The 17,341-nt window shown below is 73.2% G+C and carries 15 protein-coding genes; 7 read left to right on the top strand and 8 right to left on the bottom strand.

The genetic code is table 11. The features are described from left to right. From ABT122_RS17430 to ABT122_RS17395, 8 genes are all read right to left on the bottom strand, one after another. On the bottom strand, positions 1-209 hold a 209-nt coding region (locus tag ABT122_RS17430; RefSeq protein ID WP_351552171.1), incomplete at its 3' end, for a flavodoxin-dependent (E)-4-hydroxy-3-methylbut-2-enyl-diphosphate synthase. Next, entirely contained in the window at positions 206-2,140 is a 1,935-nt protein-coding gene (dxs, locus tag ABT122_RS17425; protein WP_351552168.1) for a 1-deoxy-D-xylulose-5-phosphate synthase, read from the bottom strand. The genes ABT122_RS17430 and dxs, both read right to left, overlap by 4 nt. Further along, positions 2,130-2,531 (bottom strand): DUF6917 domain-containing protein, encoded by a 402-nt coding sequence (locus tag ABT122_RS17420; RefSeq protein WP_351552165.1) that lies wholly within the window; start codon positions 2,529-2,531, stop codon positions 2,130-2,132. The genes dxs and ABT122_RS17420 overlap by 11 nt, the downstream gene beginning before the upstream one ends. Next, positions 2,528-3,448, bottom strand: a complete 921-nt coding sequence (locus ABT122_RS17415) for a Gfo/Idh/MocA family protein (protein WP_351552162.1) — start codon at positions 3,446-3,448, stop codon at positions 2,528-2,530. The genes ABT122_RS17420 and ABT122_RS17415 overlap by 4 nt, the downstream gene beginning before the upstream one ends. After that, complete coding sequence (locus ABT122_RS17410) at positions 3,445-4,581, bottom strand: Ldh family oxidoreductase (protein ID WP_351552159.1); 1,137 nt, start codon at positions 4,579-4,581, stop codon at positions 3,445-3,447. Before ABT122_RS17410 ends, ABT122_RS17415 begins: the two co-directional genes overlap by 4 nt. Then, entirely contained in the window at positions 4,578-5,873 is a 1,296-nt protein-coding gene (locus ABT122_RS17405; RefSeq protein ID WP_351552156.1) for a M20/M25/M40 family metallo-hydrolase, read from the bottom strand. Before ABT122_RS17405 ends, ABT122_RS17410 begins: the two co-directional genes overlap by 4 nt. Further along, positions 5,870-6,757, bottom strand: a complete 888-nt coding sequence (locus ABT122_RS17400) for a sugar phosphate isomerase/epimerase family protein (protein WP_351552153.1) — start codon at positions 6,755-6,757, stop codon at positions 5,870-5,872. The genes ABT122_RS17405 and ABT122_RS17400 overlap by 4 nt, the downstream gene beginning before the upstream one ends. Continuing rightward, positions 6,747-7,790 carry a Gfo/Idh/MocA family oxidoreductase gene (locus tag ABT122_RS17395; RefSeq protein WP_351552150.1) on the bottom strand — a complete coding sequence of 348 codons (1,044 nt, stop codon included), beginning with the start codon at positions 7,788-7,790 and terminating at the stop codon, positions 6,747-6,749. The genes ABT122_RS17400 and ABT122_RS17395 overlap by 11 nt, the downstream gene beginning before the upstream one ends. A gap of 326 nt (positions 7,791-8,116) precedes the next feature. On the opposite strand from ABT122_RS17395, the gene ABT122_RS17390 reads away from it, so the two are divergent. The 7 genes from ABT122_RS17390 to ABT122_RS17360 all read left to right on the top strand — a co-directional run bounded on the left by ABT122_RS17390 (position 8,117) and on the right by ABT122_RS17360 (position 17,091). Beyond that, the gene (locus ABT122_RS17390; protein ID WP_351552147.1) at positions 8,117-8,941 is read left to right on the top strand and encodes a class I SAM-dependent methyltransferase; all 825 of its coding nucleotides are present in this window, start codon (positions 8,117-8,119) and stop codon (positions 8,939-8,941) included. A 42-nt stretch (positions 8,942-8,983) separates the two neighbouring features. Further along, on the top strand, positions 8,984-9,946 hold the full coding sequence (locus tag ABT122_RS17385) for a UbiA family prenyltransferase (protein ID WP_351552144.1): 963 nt from the start codon (positions 8,984-8,986) through the stop codon (positions 9,944-9,946). Further along, the gene (locus ABT122_RS17380; protein ID WP_351552141.1) at positions 9,943-11,187 is read left to right on the top strand and encodes a benzoate/H(+) symporter BenE family transporter; all 1,245 of its coding nucleotides are present in this window, start codon (positions 9,943-9,945) and stop codon (positions 11,185-11,187) included. Before ABT122_RS17385 ends, ABT122_RS17380 begins: the two co-directional genes overlap by 4 nt. Positions 11,188-11,302: 115 nt before the next feature. Then, positions 11,303-13,201 (top strand): FAD/NAD(P)-binding protein, encoded by a 1,899-nt coding sequence (locus ABT122_RS17375; RefSeq protein ID WP_351552138.1) that lies wholly within the window; start codon positions 11,303-11,305, stop codon positions 13,199-13,201. A 291-nt stretch (positions 13,202-13,492) separates the two neighbouring features. Then, complete coding sequence (locus tag ABT122_RS17370; protein WP_351552135.1) at positions 13,493-14,887, top strand: nitrosuccinate lyase; 1,395 nt, start codon at positions 13,493-13,495, stop codon at positions 14,885-14,887. An 83-nt stretch (positions 14,888-14,970) separates the two neighbouring features. Then, entirely contained in the window at positions 14,971-15,981 is a 1,011-nt protein-coding gene (locus ABT122_RS17365; RefSeq protein WP_351552132.1) for a 4-hydroxy-3-methylbut-2-enyl diphosphate reductase, read from the top strand. A gap of 42 nt (positions 15,982-16,023) precedes the next feature. Continuing rightward, the gene (locus ABT122_RS17360; protein WP_351552129.1) at positions 16,024-17,091 is read left to right on the top strand and encodes a polyprenyl synthetase family protein; all 1,068 of its coding nucleotides are present in this window, start codon (positions 16,024-16,026) and stop codon (positions 17,089-17,091) included. Positions 17,092-17,341 lie beyond the last annotated feature (250 nt).

Here is a 17,341-nt window from a genome sequence, read left to right as displayed (position 1 = left end):
ACCCGCACGATCTGACAGCCCGACGCCGTCAACTCCGCGATCTGCTGCAACGTCGCACCGATGTCCGACGTCCGCGTCGTCGTCATCGACTGCACCGACACCGGTGCCGTCCCGCCCACCGGCACCGAGCCGACCTGGATCTGCCGGCTGGCCCGGCGCTCGGCGAGCCGGGGCGGCACCTCGGGGATGTCCAGAGAGACAAGGCTCATGATGTGACTCGCTCACTCCTGGCCCCGTACTGGGCCAGGGAGGTGGTGATGGTCTGCGCGATACGGTCGGGCGTCAGCCCCGCGTCCGCCAGCAGCTCTCCGCGGCTGGCATGGTCCAGGAACTCCTGGGGGAGGGCGAACCGGCGGACCGGCGTCGGCGCGTGGGCCTCGTCCAGCGCCTGTGCGATCGCCGCGCCCACCCCGCCGACGACCCCGTTGTCCTCGATCACGGCCACCAGACGGTGCTCGGCGGCCAGCTTGACCAGCGCCGGCGACACCGGCTTCACCCACTGGGGATCGGCCACGGTCACCGTCACCCCGGCCTCCGTCAGCGCCGCGCCGGCCGCGAGCGCGGTGCCCGCCATCGCGCCCACCGCGACGATCAGCACCTCCGCCCCGGAGCCCGCCCCGCCCGCGAGGATGTCCACGCCCTCCACCTGGCCGACGGCCTCGATGTCGGGGCCGACCGGGCCCTTGGGATAGCGGAGCACGGTGGGGGCGTCGGTGACCTCCACCGCCTCCCGGAGCTGCGCCCGCAGCCGGGCGCCGTCGCGCGGCGCGGCCAGCCGCAGCCCCGGCACCAGTTGCAGCAGGGACAGGTCCCACATGCCGTTGTGGCTGGCGCCGTCGGTGCCGGTGGCACCGGCCCGGTCCAGGACGAAGGTCACCCCCGCCCGGTGCAGCGCCACGTCCATGAGGACCTGGTCGAAGGCCCGGTTGAGGAAGGTCGCGTACAGCGCCACCACCGGATGGACGCCGCCCGCCGCCAGCCCGGCGGCGGAGGTCACCGCGTGCTGCTCGGCGATGCCCACGTCGAACGTCCGGTGCGGATACGCCTCCGCGAACGCGTCCAGACCCACCGGCTCCCGCATCGCCGCCGTGATCGCGACGACATCGGACCGGTCCGCCCCGATCCGCACGATCTCGTCCGAGAACACCGCGCCCCAGGAAGGGGCGGAGGGCTTGGCGGGAGCGGACGGGGAGGGCGCGGCGCCGATCGCGTGGAACCGGTCGCCCTCGTGCTCCTCGGCGGGCCGGTGGCCCTCCCCCTTGCGGGTCAGCACATGCACCACGACCGGGCCGCCGAAGTTCTTGGCCAGCCGCAGCGCCGCCTCCACCGCCCCCGTGTCGTGCCCGTCGACCGGTCCGACGTACTTCAGCCCCAGATCGGCGAAGAGGCCCTGCGGGGCGATGACGTCCTTCAGCCCCTCCTTGGCCCCGTGCAGCCCGCCGTAGAGCGCGTGCCCGATGACCGGGACGTTCTCCAGGAACTCCTTGCCGCGCCGCAGGAACCGCTCGTACCCGTCCGAGGTGCGCAGCGTCATCAGATGGTCGGCCAGACCGCCGACGGTGGGCGCGTAGGAGCGCTCGTTGTCGTTGACCACGATCACCAGCGGCCGGTCCCTGGCGGCGGCGATGTTGTTCAGCGCCTCCCAGGCCATGCCGCCGGTGAGGGCGCCGTCACCGATGACCGCCACGACGCTGCGGTCGTCCAGGCCGCGCAGCTGGTGCGCCTTGGCCAGCCCGTCCGCGTACGACAGCGCCGTCGAGGCGTGCGAGTTCTCGATGATGTCGTGCTCGGACTCGGCCCGCGACGGGTAGCCCGAGAGCCCGCCCCGCGAGCGCAGCAGGCTGAAGTCCTTCCGCCCCGTCAGCAGCTTGTGCACATAGGCCTGGTGGCCGGTGTCCCAGAGCAGCCGGTCCTTCGGCGAATCGAAGACGCGGTGCAGGGCGATCGTCAGCTCCACCACACCCAGATTGGGCCCGAGGTGACCGCCGGTGCGGGAGACCTCCCGGATGAGGAAGCCCCGGATCTCCCGGGCCAGCCCGCCGAGCGAGGCCTCGTCGAGCCGGCGCAGATCCTCCGGCCCGTCGACGGTGTCCAGTATCGGGGTCCCGGATGCGTACGGATCGTTCGGCCTAGTACCCAAAGCGCACCTCCATGGTGGGTTGCAGAGCGAGATCCACACCCGTGACCGTCCGGTCGACGGCGATGAGGATGTTGTAGTGGTTGGGGAAGTGGCAGCCGTCGTAGCCGAGCACGGTTCCGATCCGCCGCCCGTTCAGCGTCACCCGGTCGCCCCGGTCGATCACTCCGCCCCGCGAGATCTCCACGAAGCCGAGGAAGCCCACCCGGTCGACGACCGCGCCCGCGGTGGTGTCGTGCTGGTCGGTGGTGACCAGCTCATGGATCTCGTGCCGGCGGACACAGCGGCTGCCGAACTCCTCCAGGACCATGCCCCGGTCCTCGCGCCGGTGGGTGAGGACCTTGACCAGCTCCCCGCGCACCTCGGCCTTCGGACCGTCCTCGGCCGGGTTCACCGCTGCCCCTCCTTCTCCAGCCGGTACACGTCCGACACCAGCTCCAGCGCCGCGAGACCGCCGCCCGAGCGGTCCTCGCCCGCCGCCAGCGCGCCCGCGAAGTCCCGCAGCACACCGATGTACTCGTGCCGCAGCGACGACTTGAACCCGTGGTGACCCGCGAGCATGTCGGCGTGCACGGCGGTGCCGTCGGAGAGCCGGGCGTCGACGTCCTTGCGCTCGCCCTCGTACGACCAGTCCAGCTCGACCCTGGCGGTCGCGCCGTTCCGGGCGCGCAGATCCACGGTGGCCTGCCGGTCGACCCCGTCCGCGTCGCGCACCACCTTGGCGGCGACGACCTCGACATCCCCGATGATCTGGCGGACCGTGTCGAAGGCGTTGGGCCCGTTGTCGGCCACACAGCCGCCGCCGCAGCGCGCCGGATCGAGATACCAGCGGTCGCTGCCCGCGTGCTCCTCGATGCGCTCCAGATAGCGCACGGTGAGCGACTCCACCGGGGTGTGCGCCGGGACCCGCTCCAGCAGCGCGAGGACATTGTCGTTGTACCGGCGGTGGAAGGAGGTGAAGAGCAGCACCCCCCGCTCCCGCGAGGTGCGCACCAGCGCCCGGCCGTCCTCGGCGGTGGTCGCGAGCGGCTTCTCCACACAGACCGCGACCCCCGCCTCCAGGGCCGCCCCGCACACCTCGGCGTGCACATCGTTGGGGACGTTCACCACCACGGCGTCCAGCTCCGCGCCGGCCAGCAGCGCGCGGTGGTCGGTGTAACAGGGGACGCGCCCCTCGAACTCCGCCAGCGCGTCGGGCCGCAGATCGCACACGGCGGCCAGCTCCAGCCCGGGGAGCGAGTCGAACGCCGACACATAGAACTTCGAGATGACCCCGAGTCCGATGATGCCGATACGGGTACGCCGGGTCATGCGCCTGCCTCCATGGGGATCTCCGCGCCGATCTGCCGGGCGACCGCGGTCAGTTCCGCGTACAGCCCCTTGCTCACCGGCACTCCGTCTGCCCGTGCCGCCGCCTCGTACGCGGCCTCGCGCCGGCCGGGGTAGCCGACCGGGGAGTCGGCCGACACCGGCGGGCAGTCCAGCAGGCTCCGGAAGAGCCCGCCCGCGTCGCCGAGGAACTCCTGCTCGGGGCGGAGCGCCCCGGGGGAGACGGCGATCATCAGGAAACCTATGTCGTCGTCCCGGCCGGTGGGCCCGCCGTTCCCGGTGAAGGCGTCGGGCGAGGGGCCGAGCCCCGCGCCGGGCACCAGCGCGGCCAGCACCTCGACCAGCAGCGCCAGACCGTACCCCTTGTAGGCGCCGGTCTCCGGCCGGCCGCCCAGCCACATCGGGAAGCCCTCGCCCCGGTCCAGCGCCCCCGGATCGGTGACCGGCGCGCCCTCGGCGTCCTGGAGCCACCCCTCCGGGATCGGCCGGCCGGCGCGGGCGGCCTCGCGGACCTTGCCCGTGGGGACGGCGGTGGTGCTCATGTCCAGGTTGAACGGCGGCAGCCCCGGACCGGCGGGCGCCGCGATGGAGAGCGGGTTGGTGCCGAGCATGGCGTACCGGCCGCCCGGCGGGCGGGCGATCCGCTGCCCGCCGCAGTTGGAGGCGAGGATGCCGATGGCGTTCCTCGCCACCGCCCGCGCGGTGTGGTGCCCGGCGCAGCCGAAGTGGGTGCCGTTGCGCACGGAGACCATGCCGATGCCGTACTCGGCGCTGCGCGCGACCGCCAGGTCCATGGCCTCGCTGGCCGCCCACAGCCCCAGGCCGCGCCGGGCGTCGATCAGCACCGCCGCGCCCCGGTCGGCGAGGATCTCGAACTCCGCCGCCGGATCGGCCCGCTTGTCGTCGAGGAGCGGCAGATACAGCCGGGTCAGATTGGCCAGCCCGTGCGAGCGCATGCCCGCCAGGTCTCCGTACAGCAGCGCCTCGGCGGCGGTACGGGCCCGTCCGTCCGGCATCCCCCGGTCGGCGAGGACGGCGGTGGCCAGCGAGAGCAGCGTCTCGTAGGGCACCCGCACATCGGTGGCGTAGTCGGCTGGTTCCGCGGTCGTGGTCATGGATGTCCGTTCGTTGCTCGGGCGAAGTGACTCAGGAGGGAGACCACGCTCGCGGCGTAGCTCTCCAGCTCCCGCGCGTCGGCGAACTCGCCCTGGGCGTGGGCGTTGTTGAGGTCGAGATCGCCGGGGCCGAAGGCGGCGGTATAGGTGCCGGGAACGCCGTCCAGCCAGATGGCGTCGCAGGTGAACGAGGGTTCGTCGGCCGGGACACAGGGCAGGCCCGCGCCGGTGGTCAGCAGGGATCTGGCCCAGGGGTCGTCCTGGTCGACCAGGGCCGGCAGCCCCCGCTTCAGCCACTCCACCGCGGTGACCTCCTCCGCCTCGTCGGCCGTCAGCGCGAAGTCCGGCACCGGGCGGAAGCGCTCGGTGAAATCGGCCAGACCGCGCTTGACCTCGGCCTCCAGGGCGGCCTCCAGCCGGCGGCCGGCGGCGGTGTTCTCGTACGCGAGGTTGAGCAGCAGCTCCCCGGTGCCGTAGACCCGGTTGTGCAGCGGCCCGGTGCGCAGCCCCGCCACACAGACCCGGGTGCCGTCGTGCCGGCCGGAGAGCCGGTGCGCCAGATGCTGGGCGAGATGGCCGAGGAGCACGGTCGCGTTGTGGCCGCCGCCGGGCCGGTCGTCGATGGAGTCCAGTCCGTCGACGGTGACCCGGGCGGTCATCGCCGCGGTGGAGCGCGGCAGCAGCCGGGAGCCGGTGGGCTCGCAGAAGAGGTTGATCCGGCCGTAGAAGCCCTGCTCGATGAGGGGCCGGGTGCCGAAGACGCCCATGGCCCCGCCCTCCTCGCCCGCGACGAGCTGGATGAGCACCCCGGTGGTCCGCCCCAGCTCCGGCACCCGGTCCACGGCGGTCCGCAGCGCCGCGAGCAGCGCCACCGCCGGTCCCTTGTCGTCGATGGCGCCCCGGCCGTGGAAGCGGCCGTCCGAGTACCGGGGCGGCTCCCAGTCGCTGACCGTGTCCAGATGGGCGTTGAACATGATGGTGCGCTCCCGGGGCAGCTCCGGGCCCAGCCGCAGCACCGTGCTGGGCTGGCACTCCAGGAAGTCCGGGATGTCCGCCATGGCCTCGCGGACCATGCGCGGCACATCGGGGCGCTCCAGGGCCGAGGGCGGCGGCGCGCCGTGGTGGACCACGGTGAACCCCAGCTCGGCCGCGGCCTCGGCGTAGGCGAGCTGGGCCTCGGCGAGCCGGGGCCGGGGGCCGTCGGCACCGGTCTCCAGCAGCCCCACGGTGGGCAGTTCGAGCAGCCGGAGCAGCAGCTCGCGGTCGGACGGCAGCAGCGGGACGTGGTTCATGCCGGCTGCGCCGCGACGGCCGCGGCCGCGTCGTCGAGGAGCTTCTCCAGGGCCCGTCCGTACGCGACGAAGGTGCTCACCCCGTCGGTGCCGGCCGCCGCCAGCGACTCGTGCGGGCGGACGTTGATGTGCGGCTCGATCGACCAGGCGCCCCGGTAGCCGTGCCCGATCAGCAGCCGCAGCGCGTCGCCGACCCGGCAGCGGCCCTCGCCCGGCAGGACATAGTGGACATCGGACGGATCGCCCACCGCGTCCTTGATGTGGACATGCGCCACGTGCGGGGCGATCTCCGGCAGCAGGTCGTAGGTCTCGTACCCGTGGGCCACCCCGTTGCCGGTGTCGAAGAGCAGCTTCAGCGCCGGGCTGTCCACATGGTCGAGCAGCCCGAGCATGCGGGCCGGATCGCTCGCCGCCCACCCCGCGCAGTTCTCGTGCAGCAGGACGACCCCGGCGCTCTCGGCCCGCGCCGTCAGCTCCCGTATCCGCGCGTGGACCTCGGCCCGCCACCTCGGCTCGGGACGGCCGTCGTTGGGATAGGACATGATCCGGATGTACGGGGTGCCGAGCCGGGCGCACCGCTCGGCGAGGATCTCCAGCTCCCGCAGGTCCTGTGCGAAGTCCGAGTCGACCGGACGGGCCCAGTTGGCGATACGGGAGTCGACGCACGCCACCCCCAGACCCGCCCCGGCGAGCCTTCCGGTGAGACGGTCGAAGGCGTCCTCGTCCAGGTCGGCGAGGGCCGTGCCGTCGACATTGCGCAGCTCGATCAGGTTCCAGCGCAGCTCGGTGAGGGCGGAGAGCTGAGTGTCCAGCGCCTCCCCGGCCTCGTCGCCGATACCGCACAACGGGAAGGCCGGGGGCGCGGGAGTGACTTCAGCCGGCATGGCGTACCGCCTCCTGACGGAGAGACAACGGGGACAGCGAATCCGCCAGGCACAGGTCCTTGGCGCTGGTGAGCAGGGCGACCACCTGGGCCTGGAGCTCGAAGTCGGCGCGGAGGTCCGCACCGGCGGCGAAGTCCCGGTACACCCGGAGCACACAGGCGGTCAGGGCCTCGTCGTGGAACAGCTCCCGGCCCGCGCCCACCCCGGGCACATCGGTGCTCAGCTGGGCGTAGGAGTCCATTCCGCTGGTGGGGTAGTGGCCCGTCACCGTCCCGGCGGCGAACTCCAGCCGGATGCTGCGCTCATTGATGGGCGAGGTCAGATCGGAGGTGACGGAGGTGCGGACTCCGCCGTCGTGCTCGATGGCCAGCCGCGCCGAGCCCATGTGCGGGACCACGCGCTCACCGATCCGCGCGTCCGTCCAGGACGCGCCGGTCACCCGGCCCGAGCCCGCCAGCCGCAGCGCCACCCCCACCGAGTGCGGCGGCTCCACATCGAACGCGGTCGGATGGCTGGGCGTGGCGAAGGTCCGGGTCAGCCGGGGCTTGTGCTGCCGGACGGCGATCGAGCGCAGCTCCCCCAGCTCGCCGGCGCCCACCAGCTCCACCAGCCGCAGCGTCAGGGTGGAGTGCAGCCAGGGGGCGACCACGGCGAGCCGCAGCCCATGGGAGTCCCGGATACCGCGCAGCCGGGCCACCACCGCATTACCCGTGCCTATCGGTTTCTCCACCAGAATGGAGCGGAATCCGAGTTCGGCGAGTTCCAGCAGAGTGGCCGCGCGGGAATCCGGTGGTGTGCACAGATGGACGACTGTGTTCTCCGGGTCGAGTTCCGCGCGCGCCTCGGCCAGGGACGCCACCCGCTTCAGCTCGCGCGGATCGATGTCCCCGGGCGGGACGAACGGGTCGAATCCCAGGGGAACAGCGGGCGCGAACAGCCCGCCCTCCGGGGCACTCCGCCGTAATGTCCGCAGGACCGGCAGGTGAAGACCTCGTCCCGACCTTCCCAGTCCGACGATGAACGTCTTCAGCAACGGATAACCCCGCCTTCTTGGTCAGAGCCGAGCAGCCGATGAACGGCGCGTTGACACGGCGCGCAATTGATCCGGTGTCGCCGGATTCCGGTTCACCGGTCTCCACGGCAAGGGGAATTCCGAACGCCCCGCAGTGCAGGCTAGGCCGCTCACCCCGTCCTTTCGAATGACAGGTTGCTGCCGGTGCGGCCCCGGCCGGGGCCGCAGCGACCTGCTATGGCGGCCGTGCCGAAGCGGTTTCTAGGGTGAGGTCCCGTTCAGCAGATCCCGGTCACGAACACAGGCAATGCCGGCCGCGCGGACCGCGCGGCAGGGGGAGGAGCCCGATGAGCGTCGTCGGCAACATCACGGCGGACCAGCAGACCGGCCACGAGGACGACTATCTCTTCGACTCGGGCTGGAACCGCGAGTCGGAGCGGCTGCGCGCCAATGAGTCCCTCTGGGACCAGGGCACCGTCGAGCGGCTCGAACGCCTCGGCGTCGCCGCCGGCTGGTCCTGCCTCGAAGTCGGCGCGGGCCAGGGCTCCATCGCCCAGTGGATGGCCGAGCGGGTCGGCCCCACCGGCCGGGTGCTCGCCGCCGACCTCGACACCGAGCCGCTGAAGTGGCTGGAGAGCCCCCCGGTGGAGCTGCGCCGCCTCGATGTGCGCACCGACGAGCTGCCCCGGGCCGCCTTCGACCTGGTGCACGCCCGGATGGTCCTCCAGCACCTGGAGGACCCGGCGGCGGCCGTCCGCCGGATGGCGCGGGCGCTGCGGCCCGGCGGAGTGCTCTTCATCGAGGACACCGACGCGCTCACCCTCTTCCGCTCGGCGGTCTCCGAGGACTTCCTCAAGGACGTCCACACCGCCGCCTACCGGGTGATGGAGCAGACCGGCTACTCGATGCGCGGCGGCCACTTCGACCACCGGGCCGCGCTCGACGCCGGACTGGAGGACGTCTGGGCCGAGGGCCGGGCGGTGATGGTGCAGGGCGGCTCGCTCCGGGCCCGGATGTATGTGCTGTGGCTGGAGTACCTCCGCCCCAAGCTGCTCGCCCAGGGCCTGCTCACCGAGGAGCGCGTCGACGAGGCCGTGCGCGCCATGAACGACCCGGCCAACCACTGGCTGAGCCAGGTCCTCATATCCACCTACGGCCGCAAGCCCGCCTGACGGCCGGCCTCCACGACCTCTCGACGAAAGGCGGACCCGCGCATGGCGGTGAGGACCGCGATGTCCTCGGCGGCCCCGGGCACATCGAAGCTCAAGGCGTACGCCAAGCTGGGGAAGCTGGCCTTCTTCGACTTCTACCTCTGTGTGCTGGTCGTGTGGACCGCGCTGCCCGGCACCGAACTGTGGGCGGCCGGCACCTGGACCACCCTGCTGCTCTTCCTCCTCGGCCAGGTCGGCGTCGTCGCCGCCACCGTCGCCTTCGACGACCTCACCGGCGTCCGCGACGGCAGCGACGCCCGCAACTACACCGCCGAGTCGGGGGCCCTGCGCGACCTCTCCCGCAAGCCGCTGCTCTCCGGGGCGCTCACCGTCCAGGAGGCCCAGCGGTTCGCCTGGACGATGGCCCTGTGGGGCGTACTGCTGTGGACCGCCACGGCCGCCTTCGCCCCGCACCAGCCGCTCTGGGCCTGTGTGCTGCTGCTGTACGTCGCCCTGACGTCGATGCAGTACTCCTACGGGCTCAAGCTCAGCTACCGGGGCGGCCAGGAACTGCTCCTCGTCTCCTCCGCGAGCCTGGTGATCGTCCTGCCGTACGCGCTGATCACCGGCGCTGCCACCGGGCTCATCGTCCTGGAGTCGGTGCTCTTCGGCCTCTGGAGCGTGCTGGTCTCGCTCTACTCGAACATGAACGACATCGAGGGCGACCGGCTGGCCGGCCGCCGCAACCTGGCCACCATGACCGGGCCCGCCGCCTACCGGGGCGTCATCACCGTCCTGACCGCCGCCGAACCCGCGGCCGTCGTCGTGGCCGTCGCCGCGGGCGCCGTGCCCTGGTGGTTCCTCGCCGTCACCCTGCCGCTCTTCGCGCTCCGCGCCGTCCAGCTCCGCACGGGCGTCGTCCGCCGCGAGGCGCTCGCCGCCCGTGTCCTCGGCATCAAGTGCCAGCGCCTCGGGGTAGTGCTTCTGATGGCCGGCAATGTGCTCGTGGTCCACGTCGCCGGATGAGACCCGGAAGGAGTGGTGAGGAGGAGGTGGCCGGGACGGCGGCGTCGCCCGCCGGCGGGCCGTCGCGGGCCGCCGTCCTGGCGAACCCGGCCGCGGTCGTCGCCGGACTGGTCGCCGTGGTGGTCGCCTACGCGGGCCCGCTCGCGGTCGTCTTCCAGGCCGCCGACGCCGCCGGGCTGCCCCCCGCCACCCTGGAGTCCTGGGTGTGGGCGGTCTCCATCGGCAGCGGGGTCACCGGAGCGGTGCTCAGCTGGGCGTACCGCGTCCCGGTCGTCATGGCCTGGTCGACGCCCGGCGCCGCGCTGCTGGCCGCCGCCCTGGACGAGTACACCTTCGCCGAGGCCGTCGGGGCCTATCTGGTGGCCGCCGCGCTCACCGTGCTGGTCGGGGCGACCGGCCTGTTCGGCGCCCTCATGCGGTGGATTCCGCCGACGATCGCCTCCGCCGTGCTCGCCGGCATCCTGCTGAAGTTCGGCATCGGGCTCTTCCTCGCCGCCGACGGCGATCTGTGGCTGGTGGGGCTGATGCTCGCCGCCCATGTCGGCTGCCGGCGGCTCGCGCCCCGCTGGGCGGTCGCCGCCGCGCTGCTCACGGGCTGCGCCCACACCCTGGCGACCGGCCGCTTCCGGGGCGGCTCCTTCGATCTCGCGCTCGCGGTGCCCCAGTTCACCGCACCCGACTTCTCGCCCGGCGCGATCACCGCGCTCGCGCTGCCCCTGTTCGTGGTGACGATGGCGTCCCAGAACGCCCCGGGCATCGCGGTGCTCCGCGCCGCCGGCTACCGGCCCGACGCCGACCGGCTGGTGCTGGCCTCGGGGATCGCCTCCGCCGCGATGGCGCCCGCAGGCGGTCACGCCATCAATCTGGGCGCCATCACCGCGGCGATCTGCACGGGCCCGGAGGCGGACGCGCGGCCCGAGCGCCGCTGGGCCGCCGGCGTCCACTGCGGAGTCTTCTATCTGATCGCCGGCGCCCTGGGCACCGCCGTGGTGGGACTCTTCACCGCGCTGCCCGGGGCACTGGTGGCGGCCATCGCCGGGATCGCCCTGCTGGGCGCCCTCGGCGGCGCGCTGGCCTCGGCCACCGAGTCGTCCGCGCACCGCGACAGCGCGCTCGCCGCGCTGCTGCTCACCGCGTCCGGAGTGGAGCTGTTCGGTATCGGCTCCACCTTCTGGGGGCTGCTGCTGGGCACCGCCGTCCATCTGGCGACGGTCCGGCGCGACCCCGCACCGGGCAGCTGAGACGGCCGTCGGACTCCACGGGGGTGGGTCCGACGGCCGTGCGCTGCCGTGATCGATTTCCCTGACACCACGGAGGGCTGAGGCGCTTATGCACCGCCGGATCTGCATCATCGGAATGGGGCCACGCGGCTTGTCGGTGCTGGAGCGCGTCTGCGCCAACGCGCGCCACGACCCGGCGTCCGCCCCGGTGACCGTGCACACGGTGGACGACCACGCGCCCGGCGCGGGCGCGGTCTGGCGCACCGGGCAGTCACGGCGGCTGCTGATGAACACGGTGGCCGGGCAGGTCTCCGTCTTCACCGACGACAGCGTCGCGATGGACGGCCCGCTGGAGCCGGGCCCGAGCCTGTACGCCTGGGCGAGCGCCCTCACCCGGACGGCACCGGAGCACGGACTCGACGCCGAACTCCTCGCCGAGGCGCGGTCGCTCGGCCCCGACACCTATCCCACCCGCGCGCTCTGCGGCGCCTACTACCGGTGGGCGCACGGGCGCGTCGTCGACGGCGCCCCCGCCGGGGTCACCGTGGTGGCCCACCGCTCCCGGGCGGTCGCCCTGGACGAGCCCGGCGGGCCCGGCGGCGCCCAGCGGGTGACCCTCGCCGACGGCACCGTCCTCGGCGGTCTGGCCGCCGTGGTCCTCGCCCTCGGCCATCTGCCCCTCGAACCGAGCGCGCAAGAGGCCGAGTTCGCCGCCTTCGCCGCCGGTCACGGCCTGGTCTATGTGCCTCCCGGCAACCCGGCGGACCTCGATCTCTCGGTGCTGCCCGCCGGTGAGCCCGTCGTCCTGCGCGGCCTGGGCCTCAACTTCTTCGACCACATGGCGCTCCTCACCGAGGGGCGCGGCGGGCGGTACCGGCGGGTCGGGGGGCGGCTGGTGTACGAGGCGTCGGGCGCCGAGCCCGTGCTGTACGCGGGCTCCCGGGGCGGGCTCCCGTACCACGCCAGGGGCGAGAACCAGAAGGGCCCGTACGGGCGCCACGAACCCCTGCTGCTCACCGCCGAGTACGCCGTGAAACTGCGGGCCCACCGCCCGGAGGGCGCCGCCGGCGCGGACTTCAGGGCCGAGCTGTGGCCGCTGATCGCCGGGGAGGTGGAGATCACCTACTACAGCCGTGTCCTGGCCGGCCGGGAGCGGCCCGCCGAGATCGAACGGTTCCGGGTCGACTGGATCGCGAGCGCCGCCGACGAGGCCGGCCGGGCGGCCGTGCTGGAGCGCCACGGCATACCGCCCGAGGAGCACTGGGACTGGGACCGGGTGGCCCGGCCGTACGCGGACCGCGACTTCACCGGCCCCGACGACTTCCGCGCCTGGGTCCTCGGCCATCTGCGCGAGGATCTCGCCGAGGCCCGCCGGGGGAATCTGGAGAGCCCGCTCAAGTCGGCCCTCGATGTGCTGCGGGATCTGCGCAACGAGATCAGGCTCGCCGTCGACCACGGGGGAGTCGCGGGGGAGTCGTACGCGGCGGATGTGGACGGGTGGTACACGCCGCTGAACGCGGCACTCTCGATCGGGCCCCCGGCGCGGCGCGTCGAGGAGCTGATCGCGCTGATCGAGGCCGGGGTGGCGCACATCATGGGCCCCGGGCTGCGGGTCGGGGCGGACCCGGTGACGGGCAGGTTCACGGCGGAGGCGGCGGGGGTGCCGGGGTCGCGGGTGGCGGTGCGGGCGCTGGTGGAGGCGCGGCTTCCGGTGGTGGACGCGCGGCGGAGCGCGGAGCCGCTGCTGCGGGGGCTGCTGGAGGGGGGCGGGTGCAGGCCGTACCGGATGGCGGGGGGTGGGGTTCCGTACGAGACCGGGGGGGTCGAGGTGACGGGGCGGCCGTACCACCTGGTGGATGGGGAGGGGAGGGGGCATGGGCGACGGTTTGTGCTGGGGGTGCCGACGGAGGGGGTGCACTGGGTGACCGCGGCGGGGATTCGTCCGGGCGTGGGTTCCGTCACCCTCACGGACGCGGATGCGATAGCCCGCACCACGCTCTCTCTCCCACTCCCACCCGAAGGCTCCACCCCGTGAGCCCCCGGGTGCCCCGCTTCCCGCGGGCCCGGGTCGGGGGCCGGCCCCCGAACCCCCGCGCCTCAAACGCCGGCGGGGCTGGGTGTGCTCGGGTTCCCGGCGGGGCCGGGGTTGCTCGGGTCTTCGGCGGGGCTGGGTGTGCCCGGGTTCCCGGGGAGGCCGGGTGTGCTCGGGTCTTCGGCGGGGGCGGAGCGCCCGGTTCGGCTGGGGGCGCCTGTCAGAGGCGGCTCTGACTGACCCCTTCGCACAGGAACCCCCACCACGCGAGACACACAACCAACGGAGCCCCCCTTGTCCCTGCTCTCCCCCACCACCGCCGGCACCCCCATCGAATCCGCCGTCTCCGACCACGCCTGGCTCCAGGCGATGCTCGACGCCGAGGCCGCGCTGGCCCGGGCCGGGGCCCTTCTCGGTACCGTTCCCCCGGGCGCGGCCCGGGTCATCAGCGACGCCGCGCGCGCCGAGCACCTCGACCCCGCCGCACTCGCCCGGGAGGCCCGCCAGTCGGCCAACCCCGTGGTCGGGCTCGTCCGGGCGTTCACCGCCGTCGTCGCCGAGCGGGACCCCGGTGCCGCCGGCCATGTCCACCAGGGCTCCACCAGCCAGGACATCCTGGACACCGCCACCGTCCTGGTCGCGGACCGCGCCCTCCGGCTGATCCTCGCCGATCTGCTGCGCACCGCCGGTGCCCTGCGGACCCTCGCCACCACCCACCGCGACACCGTCATCGCCGGCCGCACCCTCGCCCTGCACGCCGTGCCCACCACCTTCGGCCTCAAGGCCGCCGGCTGGCGGCATCTCGTCCTGGACGCGGCCGACCGGCTCGTCCGCCTCCTCGACGGCGGCCTCCCCGTCCAGCTCGGCGGCGCCGCCGGCACGCTCGCCGGCTATCTGGAGCACGCCCCGGACACCACCACCCCCGCCGCCCACACGGCGGCGCTCACCGAGGCGTTCGCCGCCGAACTCGGGCTCGCCGCACCGCCCATCCCCTGGCACACCCTGCGTACCCCCATGGCGGACATCGCCTCCGCCGCCGCCCTCACCACCGGCGCCCTGGGGAAGATCGCCGTCGATGTGCTGTCGATGACCCGCACCGAGGTCGGCGAGGTCCACGAACCCGCCCCGGCGGGCCGCGGCGCCTCCTCCGCGATGCCCCACAAGCGCAACCCCGTCCTCTCCACCCTCATCCGCTCCGCCGCGCTCCAGACCCCGCAGCTCGCGGCGACCGTGCTCGGCACCCTGCCGAGCGAGGACGAGCGCTCCGCCGGCGCCTGGCACGCCGAGTGGCAGCCGCTGCGCGAGCTGCTCAGGCTCACCGGCGGCGCGGCCCACCAGGCCGTGGAGCTGACCGGACAGCTCACCGTCGACGAGGGGCGGATGCTCGCCAACACCGCGCTCACCGGGGGGCGGATCGCCTCCGAGCGCGTCGCCGCCGTCCTCGCCCCGCTGCTCGGCAGGGCCGAGTCCCGCCGGCTGCTCAGCGAGGCCTCCGGCACCGCCGCCCGCACCGGCGAGCCGCTGGCCGCCGTCCTCGGCGCCGACCCCGCCGTCCGCGCGGTGCTCACCGAGGAGCGGACGGCCCGGCTGCTCGACCCCCGGGGGTACACCGGCGCCGCCGCCGCGCTGGTGGACCGCGCGCTCCACCGCGAGCCGCCCGCCGTGCCCGTACCGCCCCGAAAGCCCTAACAGGTGTTTGCCATAGCCGCACCGCCTATTTCCTGGGGAGTATTTACTCCAGAGGGCCTGTCTGAAAAAGAGCGGTCCCCGCGATGCAACTCGAAGGGATGCATGTGCCCACGACCCAGGAAGCAAGGTCCGGCTCCTCCGGCGCCACTCGGAAACGGGTGATTCTGGCGGAACCCCGAGGGTTCTGCGCCGGAGTGGACCGCGCCATCGGCATGGTGGAACAGGCACTCGACACCTATGGCGCACCGGTTTACGTGCGCAAGGAGATTGTGCACAACCAGCATGTCGTCAAGGAACTCGAAGGCCGCGGCGCGGTGTTCGTCCACTCCGAGGAAGATGTGCCCGAAGGGGCGATCTGCATCTTCTCCGCCCATGGTGTCTCTCCCGCCGTGCGGGAGAACAGCGCACGTCAGGGGCTTCGGGTCATCGACGCGACCTGCCCCCTGGTCTCCAAGGTCCATCAGCAGTCCCGGCGTGCCGCGGCGAGCGGCCACACCATTTTGCTGATCGGCCACGCCGACCACGAGGAGGTCGAGGGCACCGTGGGAGAGGCCCCCGAGAAAACCATCGTGGTGGAGACGGTGGAGAGCGCCCGCACCCTGGACATACCGGCCGGCACCAAGCTCTCCTTCCTCACCCAGACCACCCTGTCACTGGATGAGACCCGCGATATCATCGACGAATTGACCCGCAGGTTTCCCGATATTCAGGGACCGGGCACCGGCGATATCTGCTATGCGAGCCAGAACCGTCAGAACGCGGTCAAGGAAATCGCCGCCGAGAGCGATCTGCTCCTGGTCGTCGGATCGGACAACTCCAGCAACTCCGTGCGCATGGTGGAGGTCGCCCGAGGTCTGGGCACCGCCTCCCATCTCGTCAACGACGTGACCAAGCTCGACGAGAGCTGGCTCGACGGTGTGGACACCGTCGGAGTCACCTCGGGCGCCAGCGCGCCGGAAATCCTGGTGGAACAGCTCCTGGAGCGGCTCGCCGCACTCGGATACGGCGGGCGCGACACCGTGCGGACCGCCGAGGAGAATGTCGTCTTCGCCATTCCCGGCAGCCTCTTCGAGCACGTCGGACGCGAGTCCTGAACTCCGCCCGCCCTTCGCACATCTCACACCGAGGTATTTGACATGGCCAATGTAACGCTGGCAGAGAGCGCGGTTCTGTCGTCGCCCGCAGATGTGCGGGACACCATCATGGAGAAGGTGGAGCAGCGCCTCGCCGGGCTGTTCCGGGACGAGCGGGCGAACTGGCGGGATCTCAACCCCGACTCCGTCGAAATCATCGGCTGCATCGCGGACATGGTCGTCAGCGGCGGCAAGCGGATGCGCCCCGCCTTCTGCATCTCGGGATATCTCGCCGCGGGCGGTGACCCCGAATCCCCCGACATCGTGGATGTCGCGGCGGCGCTGGAACTCCTGCACACCTTCGCCCTGCTCCACGACGACGTCATGGACGCCTCCAAGCTCCGCAGGAACGAGCCGACGGCGCATGTCCTCCACGCGGATCTGCACACCCAGCGCTCCTGGAAGGGCGACCCCCGCCGCTACGGCGAAGGGGTGGCCATGCTCGCCGGGAACCTCGCCTTCGTCTACGCCAACCGGCTGGTCGCCTCCTGCTCCCCGCCGGTCCAGGCGATCTGGGACGAGCTGTGCACCGAGCTGATGGTGGGCCAGTTCCTCGACATCCGCGCCGCCGCCCGGTTCCGCCCCGACACCGAACTCGCGCGCTGGATCGCCCTCTTCAAGTCCGGCCGGTACACGGTGCAGCGCCCGCTCTCCCTCGGCGCGGCCCTCGCCGGCGACACCGGGCTGCTGCCCGCCTTCGCGGAGTACGGACTCGCCGTCGGCGAGGCGTTCCAGCTCAGGGACGACCTGCTGGACGCCTTCGGGGACGCCGAGGTGACCGGCAAGCCGGTCCGGCTGGACTTCGAGCGCCACAAGATGACCCTGCTGATGTCCTACGCGATCAGGGACGACGCCACGGTCGCCGCGGAGGTCGGCGACGATCTCTCCGCCGTCACTCCGGACCGGCTCTACGACCTGCTCGTCGGGGCGGGCATCCACGACCGGGTGGAGGCGGTCATCAAGGAGTGCGTGGAGGCGGCCCACACGGCGGTCGGCGGCGCCGGCATCGACGCCCGCTGGGCGGCGGAGCTCTCCGTGATGGCCGACGCCGCCGCCTACCGCGACCGGTAGGGTCCGCCGTCCGGACCGGGGGCGCCACGGCGGGACCGGACACCGGCCGCCCGGCGGCGGACGCCCCGGCGGAGGCCGCCGCCCCGGCGGGCTCGGGCTCCTGGCCGGCTCCGAGAGTCCCGCGAGATCCGGGCGAGAGGCCCCCCGGGCAGGCTCGCGAGGGACGGACGGCCCGGTGCGACCGCCCCGGGCCGAACGGCGCGAAGGGCAGCACCGCCCCCGGGTCCCGCAGGGACCGCCCCGGGCGGCC

This window comes from Streptomyces sp. NPDC001985, from assembly GCF_040296845.1.
Taxonomy (GTDB): Bacteria; Actinomycetota; Actinomycetes; order Streptomycetales; family Streptomycetaceae; genus Streptomyces.
The sequence above is the reverse complement of the archived record's forward strand: the minus strand, read 5'-3'. Positions and strand labels throughout refer to the sequence as shown.

What these genes read in the sequence shown, in the direction of transcription:
- ABT122_RS17415 (WP_351552162.1), bottom strand. Translation starts at nt 3,448, where the DNA reads ATGACCCGGCGTACCCGTATCGGCATCATCGGACTCGGGGTCATCTCG.
- ABT122_RS17410 (WP_351552159.1), bottom strand. Translation starts at nt 4,581, where the DNA reads ATGACCACGACCGCGGAACCAGCCGACTACGCCACCGATGTGCGGGTG.
- ABT122_RS17405 (WP_351552156.1), bottom strand. Translation starts at nt 5,873, where the DNA reads ATGAACCACGTCCCGCTGCTGCCGTCCGACCGCGAGCTGCTGCTCCGG.
- ABT122_RS17400 (WP_351552153.1), bottom strand. Translation starts at nt 6,757, where the DNA reads ATGCCGGCTGAAGTCACTCCCGCGCCCCCGGCCTTCCCGTTGTGCGGT.
- ABT122_RS17390 (WP_351552147.1), top strand. Translation starts at nt 8,117, where the DNA reads ATGAGCGTCGTCGGCAACATCACGGCGGACCAGCAGACCGGCCACGAG.
- ABT122_RS17385 (WP_351552144.1), top strand. Translation starts at nt 8,984, where the DNA reads ATGGCGGTGAGGACCGCGATGTCCTCGGCGGCCCCGGGCACATCGAAG.
- ABT122_RS17380 (WP_351552141.1), top strand. Translation starts at nt 9,943, where the DNA reads ATGAGACCCGGAAGGAGTGGTGAGGAGGAGGTGGCCGGGACGGCGGCG.
- ABT122_RS17375 (WP_351552138.1), top strand. Translation starts at nt 11,303, where the DNA reads ATGGGGCCACGCGGCTTGTCGGTGCTGGAGCGCGTCTGCGCCAACGCG.
- ABT122_RS17365 (WP_351552132.1), top strand. Translation starts at nt 14,971, where the DNA reads ATGCAACTCGAAGGGATGCATGTGCCCACGACCCAGGAAGCAAGGTCC.
- ABT122_RS17360 (WP_351552129.1), top strand. Translation starts at nt 16,024, where the DNA reads ATGGCCAATGTAACGCTGGCAGAGAGCGCGGTTCTGTCGTCGCCCGCA.